The sequence below is a fragment of the Amphritea balenae genome (genome assembly GCF_003858655.1).
GTDB classification, from domain to species: domain Bacteria; phylum Pseudomonadota; class Gammaproteobacteria; order Pseudomonadales; family Balneatricaceae; genus Amphritea; species Amphritea balenae.
In genome coordinates, this window is the sequence record NZ_RQXV01000007.1 from 120,766 (window position 1) to 132,851 (window position 12,086).

The 12,086-nt window shown below is 48.5% G+C and carries 9 protein-coding genes; 3 read left to right on the forward strand and 6 right to left on the reverse strand.

Features of this window, described 5'->3' with window-relative positions; all coding sequences use genetic code 11:
• Positions 1-251: 251 nt before the first annotated feature.
• Positions 252-1,115: an FAD/NAD(P)-binding protein gene (locus EHS89_RS13290; protein ID WP_124926641.1), complete on the reverse strand. Its 864-nt coding sequence runs from the start codon at positions 1,113-1,115 to the stop codon at positions 252-254.
• Entirely contained in the window at positions 1,112-2,218 is a 1,107-nt protein-coding gene (locus EHS89_RS13295) for a 4Fe-4S dicluster domain-containing protein (protein WP_124926642.1), read from the reverse strand. Before EHS89_RS13295 ends, EHS89_RS13290 begins: the two co-directional genes overlap by 4 nt.
• Before the next feature lie 200 nt (positions 2,219-2,418).
• On the opposite strand from EHS89_RS13295, the gene EHS89_RS13300 reads away from it, so the two are divergent.
• Positions 2,419-5,748, forward strand: coding sequence for an EAL domain-containing protein (locus tag EHS89_RS13300; RefSeq protein WP_124926643.1), 3,330 nt, complete (start codon positions 2,419-2,421; stop codon positions 5,746-5,748).
• Positions 5,749-5,798: 50 nt separating this feature from the next.
• On the opposite strand, the gene EHS89_RS13305 is transcribed toward EHS89_RS13300, so the two are convergent.
• Together EHS89_RS13305 and epmB are read right to left on the reverse strand one after the other, a co-directional pair.
• Complete coding sequence (locus EHS89_RS13305) at positions 5,799-6,605, reverse strand: glucosaminidase domain-containing protein (protein ID WP_124926644.1); 807 nt, start codon at positions 6,603-6,605, stop codon at positions 5,799-5,801.
• A gap of 2 nt (positions 6,606-6,607) precedes the next feature.
• Entirely contained in the window at positions 6,608-7,618 is a 1,011-nt protein-coding gene (gene epmB / locus EHS89_RS13310; RefSeq protein ID WP_124926645.1) for an EF-P beta-lysylation protein EpmB, read from the reverse strand.
• Positions 7,619-7,741: 123 nt separating this feature from the next.
• Between epmB and efp the strand changes: the two genes are divergently transcribed.
• Positions 7,742-8,305 carry an elongation factor P gene (gene efp, locus EHS89_RS13315; RefSeq protein ID WP_124926750.1) on the forward strand — a complete coding sequence of 188 codons (564 nt, stop codon included), beginning with the start codon at positions 7,742-7,744 and terminating at the stop codon, positions 8,303-8,305.
• A 195-nt stretch (positions 8,306-8,500) separates the two neighbouring features.
• A complete protein-coding gene (gene epmA / locus EHS89_RS13320) occupies positions 8,501-9,472 on the forward strand; it encodes an EF-P lysine aminoacylase EpmA (protein ID WP_124926646.1) in 972 nt (323 codons plus the stop codon).
• Between the two features lie 225 nt (positions 9,473-9,697).
• Here epmA and EHS89_RS13325 read toward each other — a convergent pair whose 3' ends face one another.
• Both EHS89_RS13325 and EHS89_RS13330 read right to left on the reverse strand, forming a co-directional pair.
• Positions 9,698-10,219: a group I truncated hemoglobin gene (locus tag EHS89_RS13325; protein ID WP_124926647.1), complete on the reverse strand. Its 522-nt coding sequence runs from the start codon at positions 10,217-10,219 to the stop codon at positions 9,698-9,700.
• Positions 10,220-10,670: 451 nt separating this feature from the next.
• Entirely contained in the window at positions 10,671-11,828 is a 1,158-nt protein-coding gene (locus EHS89_RS13330) for a MalY/PatB family protein (protein WP_124926648.1), read from the reverse strand.
• Between the last annotated feature and the right edge of the window lie 258 nt (positions 11,829-12,086).

Here is a 12,086-nt window from a genome sequence, read left to right on the forward strand (position 1 = left end):
TGAATCTCGATGAGAGGTTTATCGCTCATGCCAGACTCCATATCAGGTTAAATCCATCGCAGGAGCTGAATTTGTGGATCTCGATGCGAGGTTTATCACTCATGCCAGACTCCATATCAGGTTAAATCCATCGCAGGAGCTGAATTTGTGGGTCTCGATGCGAGGTTTATCACTAATGCCAGGCTCCTTTCACGTCAAGACGATAGCAGGAGCTGAATTTGTGGGTTTCGATGTGAGGTTTATCACTCATCTCAAACTCCTTGCACGCCAAGCCGGTCACTGATTTCAGGGTAGCTGAATACCGGACCATCTTTGCAGATGAAGTCTTTGCCGTATTGGCAATGACCACAGTGGCCCACGGCACACTGCATATTGCGTTCCATGCTGAGATAGACCCGCTCCGGTTGCAGTCCCAGATCTATCAGTCCGGTAGATGCTGCCTGCATCAAACCTTCAGGGCCGCAGAGCATGGCGAAAGCATTGGCGGGGTCGACAATGCTTTTGCTGAACAGATCGGTTACCCGACCGTGATGAAATGGCCATACTGCACCGCCGTGATCTGCCGCGATCAGTACCTGAGTGTCCGGCAGGGTATTCCAGTAATCATAGCGCTCCCGCCAGATCAGATCGTCGGAGTGTTTTACACCCTGAATTATCGTTAGTTTGCCAAACTTTTTGCGTCGCATCAGAATGTAATTGATAACAGCGACAACCGGTGCGCAGCCTAGTCCACCGGTCACGATAATGACGTCCTGTCCTTTGCATTCCTGCATTGGCCAGCCCCTGCCGTAAGGTCCTCGCAAACCTAACCGATCGCCGGGTTTTAATTGTTGCAGGCCCTTAGTGACCCGACCGACCGCCCGAATTGTATGGTCTATCAGGCGCTCGTCCTGGGGGTCGGATACTATCGATATAGCGACCTCCCCTACGCCATGCAGATAGAGCATGTTGAACTGTCCCGGTTGAAAACTATAGAGCTGGTTTTGCTGCTCATCGGTCAGTTTTAATCGTAATGTAAATATACTGGGGGATTCGGCGGTAAACTCAACCACTTCGGCTTCCATCGGCAGATATGGATGGCTATCGCACTGAGGTTTTGGGGCAGCACGGGTCATGATTCATCTCCGCAGATCAGATTAACTTCTTCAACAAAGTCGATGGCAGCGGGGCACCAGGTTGTACAGCGTCCACAACCGGTACAGCCGCTGCGGCCATACTGATCATGCCAACTGCTTAGTTTATGGATCATCCACTGTTGGTAGCGATCTTTGATCTCCGGGCGAGCCTGATGACCGGCCATATAACCATGACCCTCACTGAAGCAAGAATCCCACTCGCGCAAATGTTCACTGGTGCTGGCATCCAGCGATGCCAGATCGCCCTCTTTATGACAAAAGCAGGTCGGGCAGACCTGGGTGCAGTTGCCACAGGCCAGACAGCGCTCGGCAATATCGTCCCAGCGGGGATGATCTCTGCGCTCACTGAGTAGCTGTTTAACGGGAATCTGGGGGAGTGCCCGTTGCTGTTTACTGGCTGACAGTTTCTGTTGAAGTTGATTGTGTAGCTGTTTCTCAGTGGCTTTAGTCAGTGGTAGCTTTTCATATAAGTCGTTGCCGGTTTCGCTACCGCTGCTAATCAGAAATCCGTTTTCCAGTTCGGTCAGGCAGAGATCAAAACCTTGCTCAGCATGGGGGCCATCGCCGGTAGAAACGCAGAAACAGGTATCCGCTGGGTGTGAACAGTTCACTGCAATAATCAGCAGACCTTTTCGACGAGCTGCGTAATAGGGATCGTGATAGCGGTTATTAAGGAAGTGGGCATCTTGCAGTTTTAATGCAGCCAGGTCGCAGCTGCGTACCCCTAACACGGCCAGTTTTCGATCGGGTGCATCGGGCTCGCAAAACTGTAGCCGGCCATCGGGTTGTTTTTCGGCCCGCCAGATGACTTCACGGGGAGCGAATAACCAGGGTTTGAGTGCCTGGGGGCCATTGGCCCATGAGAAGTTAAGCGGACTTTCTGTCTGTGTGAGCCGGTAGCTGCCTGGTTGCTGCTGGTCTTGCCAGCCGCTGGGCAGTTGCTCTGCACCGGTGATAACCTGGTACAGAATGCTACCGTCTTGTATTTGGGGGGCGACAATATCGAACCCCTGAACATGTAGCAGACTGAATAGCTCCGGCAGGGACTCCCGGGCCAGAAATCCGGTTTCTGATCCATACATATTCGGCTCACAATTATTATGGTTATTTGAGGCTTCAATTCAGGTTAGTCGAATAGCGGATGGGTTGGAACTGATCTGCGTGCCAAGTTGGTCATATTGGGTAGTTAACTTAGTGCTAAACTCCATGTCTTAAACCTAGTGTGATATAGAGAGTAGGTTGTCGTTATAAATAACAGAAGATGAAGTAAATACCTGGTTCTATGCAGACGTCGCAATCGCAATCACACAACTGGAATAAAACGTTACTCCAGCATTTCTATACCCATGTATTACCGGGTATCTGTTATCTGCTGGTGGCAGGTTTTTCCCTCGATCTGTTGGCTATTCATCCTAGTGAGGCTTCTGCGGTCTGGCCTGCTGCAGGCATCTCTATCACTGCGATCTTGTTACGAGGTTACCGGGCCTGTATCGGCCTGTTTATCACGTTAATGTTATTTTATGCCAATAGTTGGCTGGATCTTACCAGCATCACTTCTACTGTGCGTTCAATGACTTTAATGGTGTTGCTAAGTAGTGCGGCTATTTTTCAGGCTGCAGGTGCAGTGTGGTTAGTACGCAAGTTTCAGGGGAGGATGCCTGCATTAATTGATGATAAGCAGATTACGCTGTTTCTGATTATTATCGGTCCTCTGGCCTCTTTAGTTGCCAGTATTGTGGCAATCACCTCGTTCCTGGCTTTTGGTGTTATAGAGCTGGAAGATTTTTTTATAAACTGGCTGACCTGGTGGATCGGTGACAGTATTGGCGCCATGGTTGTCACGCCGATGTTATTGGCTCTGTTTGCCGGTCAGGATAGTACGCTGTTTAATCGCAGGCTGGCGGTAGGTTTACCCATGGCCGGGGTGCTCACGACTATTTTTATTTTGTTTTTTGTGACAAAAAATTACGAGGAGCAGGAACGGAAGCTGATTTTCTCACAGCAAGCTGAACAGCTTCATACGCATATGGAAGATCGTTTTAATGCGGGTCTAGAGGTTTTATATTCACTGCGCAGCTTCTTTAAAAGTAGCGAAGAGGTTACAGGCGCAGATTTTTCCAGTTTTACCCAGCATCAACTGAAACGTTATCCGGAAATACAGGCGCTGGAATGGATCCCCCGTATCCCCCATTCGATACGTGACCGATATGTAAAAACGGTAGGTATCCCTTCCCAGATTAAGCAGATGAGTGCTGACGGACAACTCATTAAAGCCGTTGAAAAATCACACTACTATCCAATTACCTATATAGAACCGTTAAAGGGGAATGAGCGGGCTTATGGTTTCGATATCTCCAGTCATCCCGTCGCTGAAAAAGCGCAACGGCATGCCCGCCTTAATAATGGGGTGTCGATTACGGCACCCATCCGCCTGGTTCAGGAGAAAGGCGCGCAGCAGGGAATTGTTGCCTACCTATATGTGAACCATAGATCGGTAGATCTGGGGTTGTCTGAAGAAGGTATGGTTGCAGCGGTCTACCGTATGGGCGATTTTATAGAAGCGGTGCTACAGCAACGATTGGATCTGGCAAAACCTATCGCTCTTGAATTAACCGATATAACCTACAATCCAGACCTTATCTACAGTGAAGAAACAGGTTTTCGCAATACGGACATGCTGCTTCGCTGGAGTGTTGAGTACAGTCTCGGGGGACGTACTTATCTGTTTAATTACAGTGCCAAACCTGAGTTTTTCAATCACATATCGCAATGGAGTAGCTGGATTGTACTGCTGGCTGGCATGATGTTTACGGCATTGCTGGGGGGCTGGTTGCTCTCTTTGACGGGACGAACCATGCGGGTTGGTCAGTTAGTCAGCGAACGAACCGCCTCGCTACAGCATGAGATTGAAGAGCGTCGCAGGGCCGAGGAAGAATTACGGAAAGTGACCAAAGCGGTTGAGTTTAGTCCCAATATGGTACTGATAACTAAGCCGGATGGTGAGATTGAATATACCAGTCCTAAATTCACTGAAGAGACCGGGTATCTGAATGATGAGATGCTGGGACGTAACATAGAGGCTTTGCACTATAATCGCCCCGGTGAAATGTCTTATACCCAGATCTGGTCTGAACTGATTGATAATCCAAGCTGGCGTGGCGAAATAATCAATAGCAAGAAGTCCGGCACCTTGTATTGGGCGCAAGTGAGTATTGCCCCTATTTATGATTTAGAAGGTTTGCTTACCCATTATGTAGTTACCCTGCAAGATGTCACTGAGAATCGACTGATTTCAGAGCAGATAAGCTATCATGCCAGCCATGATCAGCTAACGGCGCTGGTAAACCGGCGCGAATTTGAAGTGCGACTTGAGAAGATGTTGCAGTCACCAAGGCCGCCGGATTGTCAGCATGCGTTCTGCTTTCTCGATCTGGATCAGTTCAAAATTGTAAATGATACCTGCGGCCATGTAGCCGGCGATGAACTGTTGCGCCAGGTGTCATCCTTATTGCAAGACCGGGTGCGCGCCAATGATACGCTGGCTCGGCTAGGTGGCGATGAGTTTGGCATCTTGATGCAGAACTGTCCGCTGGATAAGGCCCGAATGGTAGCGGAGGATATCAGAGACTCTATCGCTCAGTTTAAATTTGGCTGGGAACAGCAAGTGTTTAATATCGGCGTCAGTATCGGTGTGGTTGAGATTGATGAACATTCAGTCAGTATGACTGAAATACTCAAACAGGCTGATTCCGCTTGCTACACCGCTAAAGATACCGGCCGTAACCGGGTGCATCTGTATCAACAGGGCGATGAGATGCTGGCTCAGCGTGAGGGGGAGATGCTCTGGGTCTCTGAGATAAATTCCGCTCTGGATGAAAATCGCTTTCTGCTCTTCGGTCAACTGATAAAACCGTTGCAAAATCCCCAGCTAAAACCTGATGTTGAGATCCTGCTTCGTATGGAAGATCGGGAGGGTAATATAGTGCCTCCTGGCGCATTTTTACCGGCTGCTGAGCGATATCAGCTTTCCAGTCAGATAGACCAGTGGGTAGTGGACCATGCATTTGCCTGGCTGGAAAAAAACTTTGACTCTTTTAGCCAGGAAATGGGCTGCTGTGCAATTAATCTGTCAGGCGGGTCACTGGGCGATCAGGTGATAAAAGACAGCATTATTAATCATCTGGAGCGTTCTTCTCTACTGCCTTATAAGATCAAATTTGAAGTGACTGAGACCTCTGCAATAGCAAACCTGTCGGAGGCCCGTAAATTTATCAATGCGCTCAAAGCATACGGTTGTCAGTTTTCACTGGATGATTTTGGCAGCGGATTATCATCGTTTGCCTATCTTAAAAATTTGCCGGTGGATAACCTGAAGATTGATGGTCTGTTTGTTAAGGGTATTGTTGAGGATGAACTGGATCTGGCGATGGTTAAATCGATCAATGATATTGGCCATGTTATGGGTAAAACCACCATTGCCGAATTTGTAGAGAATGAAGAGATCTGTGAGCTATTGCGCGGTATCGGTGTCGATTATGGCCAGGGCTACGGTCTGGGTCGACCGCAACCTTTGGATCAATTGCTAGCTGAGCTGGTTCAGGCACATAACTAACCTGCGGTTAATCAATAGCACAGATAATCGGTGAGCTACGGCCTGACTGATCAGTTGAGTCTGAGGTGGTAGTCGTCGTATTGCTGTAGCTTATTATGTTTAATAACAGCAGCAAGCCGGTTTATATAGGTCTGACCCAGTTCGCTATAGCGATCAAGATAGGTGATCAGTTGTAACGAATTCTGGGTTGAGCGGGTCGCCTGTCGCAATTGTCTGTAAGGTTGCCCTCGTCCCAGCGTTAGTTGGTAATCATCGATCGACTCAAGCAAAGACGGATAGCGCTTCAGATAGACCGGAGTACCATTTCGTCCACCATGAGCCTTGATCCTTGGTTCTGTCGGATCGAAAGACCATACCCCGAAAATATTGTTTGCCTGGACAAAGAAACGCGAGCTGCCCCAGCCGGTTTCTATTGCTGCCTGCGCCAGAATCATACTGTTTGGCAGGTTGATCATTCGTTGCTTAAGTTGATCCGGTGTCTTTGCTTTATAACGTTGCATGGTACTGGTTAACCAATCCTGTTGGTCTGCGTTTAAGCTGTTATTACTAAGTAGTTGCTCCAGTTTATGACGTTGTGTTTGCAATTTTTGCTTACTTATCAGAATGGCGGGCAGCAGCATCTCTGTAAAACGTTGCTTCTTTTCTTTAACGGGAAGCTCTGCAAGAGAGATGACCGAGGTGTAAGCGATCGCTTGCACCGGCTGTAATAGCGGTGCTATATCGCCTGGATTGTTGAGTGGACGGTAATCAACAGCTAATCCCGGTTGGTGTTTGTTTTCGGCAATCTGGATCAGAGTGCCCAGGCCGAACATTATTACTGCGATAAACAGAAGCAGTTTTTGAACTTGTGGATACATACTTAACCCTGCTCCGGTATTAACAAAGTCTTCGAGGGTTGCCCCGGTATTTCTCTGGCCAGCTTAGGTACCAGATAACCGGGTAGTTGAGCCTGCAGTTGCTGAATCAGCTGTTTAGCTTCACTATCCGGTACATCGAAATGAGCGGCTCCTTTGACCGGATCAAAGGTAAACAGATAGTAGGGCAGTATGCCTGCCTGAAACAGCGTTTCACTGAGGGCTTTTAGCTGCTCAACGCTATCGTTGATACCTCGCAACAGCACGGCCTGATTCAGGACAGTGCAACCTGCCTGCTTCAATAAAGTGACGGCTTGAGCAACAGCGTTATCGATCTCATTTGCGTGATTACTGTGGATAACCGTCACAACATTCAGTCGGGTTTTTTCTAATATTGAGCAAAGGTTAGCTGTTACCCTTTGTGGCAAAACCACCGGCAATCGTGAGTGAATTCTGAGTCGTTGCAAGTGGGGTATCTGTTCCAGGTCCTGCACCAGCTGTTGCAGGCGCTTATCGCTTGATACTAAGGGATCGCCGCCGGAAAAAATAACTTCGCTAATGCTGGTGTCAGCCTGGATGTAGTCAAGTATTGCCTGCCATTGTTCTGGCCCCAGTTTATTTTCCTGATAGGGAAAGTGACGACGGAAACAATAACGGCAATTAATGGCACAGGCGCCGGTTAATACCACTAATACCCGGCCCTGATACTTATGAATCAAGCCTTGGGTTGGGCTGCTCTCTTTCTCGGCCAACGGATCGGTTATAAATCCGGGGACCTGATGTAGTTCTTCTGCAGCGGGTAAAATCTGTTTTAACAACGGGTCGTTGATATTGCCTTTTTCTATGCGATCAAGCCAGGGCTTGGGCACTCGCATGGCAAATTCCAGGCAGGCCTGATCCGCCTTATCTGACAGAGATTCAGGCAGCTCAAGGTAACTAATAAGCTGAGCCGGACTGCTTATTGTCTGGCTTAATACTGTTTGCCAATGGTCGGGCATCTGCACCGGTGAGTTCATAAGTGGATTTATTTCGCTGTAAAATTTGCTCGCATTCTCCTTTCAAGTAGAATGTGTGTCAATTTTGCGGTGGTGCTGATTTCAACTTCAGGCTACCTGTTACCCATTTATATCGAGATCGTTATGGCAAACTACTCTTCCAACCAGTTCAAGAACGGCCTTAAAATCATGTTGGATGGCGACCCTTGTTCCATGGTTGACGTTGAATTTGTAAAGCCTGGTAAAGGTCAGGCATTCACCCGCGTTAAAATGAAGAACCTTATCTCAGGTCGTACCTGGGAACGTACCTTTAAGTCGGGTGAAAGCGTAGAAGGCGCTGATGTAATGGATACCGATATGGAGTATCTGTACAGCGATGGTGAGATGTGGCACTTCATGGATCCAAACAGCTACGAGCAGGTAGCAGCCGATTCAACCGCGATCGGTGATGCGCACCTGTGGCTGAAAGAGCAGGATAAGTGTCTGGTAACGCTGTTTAATGGCAACCCAATCTCAATCACGCCGCCTAACTTCGTTGAGCTGAAAGTGACTGAAACTGATCCTGGCCTGAAAGGTGATACAGCACAGGGTGGTTCTAAGCCTGCGACGTTGCAGTCTGGCGCTGTGGTTCGTGTACCGCTGTTTATTGAAGAAGGCGAGATGCTGAAGATTGATACGCGGACCGGCGAGTACGTGTCCCGCGCGTAATTAAAGCTGCTGCGCTTGGTAATACGGCGTTATAAATCGCTTCGTAATGCTCACTTAGCTTGCTAAGCTCCGCTTACTCAGCGATTTATGCCTTGTCTTACCGGCGCTCGCGACGCTTTAATAGGTTTATCAGAATGGCAGCTTCGGCTGTCATTTTTGTTTCTGTGATATCTGATTTAAAGATGCTGGTGATATATGACTGAATTGTGGCGGGCGACCGCGTCGCGGGAGAATTTGCTGAAACGGGCTGATATCTATGCTCAGATCAGACAGTTCTTTACTGTACGGGATGTGCTGGAAGTTGAAACGCCCCTGATGACCTCTGCCGCGGTGAGTGATCCCTATATCGACACTATTGCATGTCGTTATCACCCGATACCGGGCCAGCAGGAAGAAGCGCGTTATCTGCAGAGTTCACCCGAATATGGCATGAAACGGCTACTGGCATCCGGTAGTGGTGCCATCTACCAGATCTGTAAAGCGTTTCGTAATGGTGAGGCGGGCCGAAGGCATAACCCTGAATTTACCATGCTGGAATGGTATCGTCCCGGTTTCGATCACTTGCAACTGATGGATGAAGTTGAAGCCCTGGTTGCTCCTATACTGAACATTGAATCTTGTCATAGGGTCAGCTATGGCGAGTTGTTTCAGCACTATCTGAACATCAATCCGCATACAGCCTCAGCTGCTGAACTGGCGGTGCTTGCCCGCCAGCATATCGAGTTGGATATGGAAGATGAAAACCGGGATAACTGGTTGAATCTGCTGATGTCCCATGTAATTGAACCTAAGCTGGCCGAACGCGGTGCGGTATTTGTATTTGATTACCCGGCGACACAGGCCGCACTGGCTAAAGTCGCGACGGATAGTGATGGTCAGGCGGTGGCCTGTCGTTTTGAGCTGTTCTACGCCGGCGTAGAGCTTGCGAATGGTTATTTTGAACTGACCGATGGCGAAGAGCAGGCGCGACGTTTTCATCAGGATATTGAGCAGCGCAGAGCTGAAGGTTTGCCCCAAAGACCTGTTGATAACCTGCTGGTGGATGCCCTGAATGCAGGCATGCCCGAATGTGCCGGTGTAGCAATGGGGCTGGATCGACTGACAATGCTGGCGCTTAACTCAATACAGATCAGTGATGTGATAGCCCTACCCTTTGATAGGGCTTAAATCCCAGAGGCCAGATGTCACTTCGTGACTTGTTAGAAAAAGTATTAAAAAGAGCGCCTCTGGCGCTCTTTTTTTGTCTGCTACGTGCAAAAGCGGACATCATTTGTATGATGGCACGGTACTTTTCCCTGTCTGAATGAAAATACAACCAAAGCTGTTGTGAGGCCTAAAATAGTACTAATCAGGGAATATTAATATCCTGATAGAAGTTCTCTGAAGAGTGGCCTACTTCATAACTACCAGGTCCTTCATCGAGACCAGAATACAGACAAATTCATCGATCTCAGGTTGGCCATATCCCATGCTCTGCATCGCCTGAACAATATCACCGCCAGCTGCTAGGAAATCTGCATCAGTTAGCTTGAAGCGAGCATGGGCGCTGGGCATGTCGCGACCCTTGTAAGTTTTGAGACCGCCGGTTCCCGTGGATACGAAATCGGCTACATTCTTGGCAAGCCGCTCACCATCGATACCCGTCATGATGTGATCAAGTTCTGGGTTCTCGAAGTGCAGTCGTACCACCTCGCGGGTGAAACGATGGATCTTGTCATATTCACCGAGTCGATAGTATAGCGGATTGGCCATATGGCGCTCATTACGCGCCTTTTCTGACTCGGCGCACATGCTCTGCATGCCGGAAATTTGTTCATCAACCGTAGGAGGCTTGTCAGTCGCGGCGAAGGTACTTGTCAGCATGGTGGAGATCGCCGCAGCGATGAACCAAGATGTATGTTTGACTGTTTTCATGATTTCTCCTCAAAGTACAGTAATGATCAGATGACTTCAATCTAGTACGAATGAAAATCACTTTCATGAAAGTTAGATGAGAATTAGATGAGAATTTGGCTAAAAATCTAGCTTTTGTGCGTTCATCTGGTGATCTGTATCCGGTAGCCATGGCCACGAACTTGCTGGTGTCGAAGATATCGTTACCCAAAACATCGTTATGGATCTGCTCATGGGCTGCGGTAGCATCATCAAGCCCTTCAAGCGATATTCCAATCGGATAAGTGCTACCTTGTCACCGCACAGGTCCAAGGCGCGCCGATTTATGACTGCAATCTGCAGCCATGATCCACTGAATCCACAGTCAAAAGAGGATGTATTTGAAAAGCGGACGTATTGGTTTTTATGTTTTTATGTAGCTAGGGAAATATAATTTTCCGTCTATCCACTAGCAAGAGTCGCAGGCTCCGTTCTAACCACCTGGAAGGTGGTTTAACATCGCCTTGCGAATTCGGCTCACCGCTTCGATAACCATATTGCGGGTACAGCCGAAGTTCAGACGCATAAAACGGTCGTCACCAAAGTCCCGGCCGGGTGACATACCGACACCGGCTTGTTCAAAGAAGTGCGCTGGGTTTTCCAGCTTAGCGGCGGAGATGTCTATCCAGGCCAGATAGGTTGCTTCTATCTGATTCAGCTTCAGACCCGGAATCTGATTGATCTCTTTTACCAGGTAGTCCCGATTACCTTTCAGGTATTCCAACTGTTGCTGTAACCACTGATCACCGGCTTTGTATGCAGCTGTTGTCGCGGTAAAACCGAGCAAGTTAGTATCGGGGACTATGCCCTTGCGCTGTTGTTGAAATGATTTACGCAGTTCGGCGTCTGGAATGATCGCAAAAGAACATCCCAGGCCCGCAATATTAAAGGTCTTGCTGGGCGCCATCAGAGTGATAGTTTGTGCGGCAATGTTATCGTTCAGTGATGCTAACGGAATATGCTTTAGTCCGGGCTCGAGCAGCAGGTCACAGTGGATCTCATCGGAACAAACCGTCAGTTTATGTTTAATACAGATCTGGGCTAAGCGTTCCAGCTCAGACTGGCGATAAACGGTCCCCCCTGGGTTATGAGGGTTACAGAACAAGAGTAATCGACTAGCGTCGGTAATCGAGGCTTCAAGTGCGTCGAAATCGATTAGCCAGCGCTGCTCCAGCTCGACCATCGGGATAGTCACCAGCTTGCGATCGGATAACCGTGGTGAGGTCATAAAAGGGGGGTAGACCGGTTTAGCAGTAACTACCGAGTCCTGGCTCTGGCCTGTGGCACGACACGCCAGGTTAAGGCCGCACACGAGTCCCGGTAACCAGACCAGCCAGTCGGCTTCGATATGCCAGTTATACTCGGACTGCATTCGGTCAATAACCAGCTGATTGAGTTCATTAGGGGTGTTGGTGTAACCGAAGATACCGTGATCAATACGTTCTTGTAGCGCCTCAATAACGGCTGGAGGAGCCATAAAATCAGTATCGGCAACCCACATCGGCAAAATATCGGTATCACGATATTTTTCCCATTTCAGGCTAAAGGTCGGGCGGCGGTCGACTGACTGATCGAACGGTTGATTGCTCATCGGCTGAATCCCTTTGTTTTAACGGTAGAGAATGGTTCTTTAACGACTGATTTATTAACGACATCAATGATTAAAGCGGTGTTTGCAGACCACGTAATTAGTACGCCATTCTGTTGCAAATAGCCATCAGGAAGTTATATTACAGAGTAGTAAATAATATTAAGACTGTGGCTCTTTTATGGGTACAAAATGGTATATTTACAGCCAATAGTCTACAGGCGTTTGCCAAGTTTTTTCATGGCTTTTCATTTTGCGAAT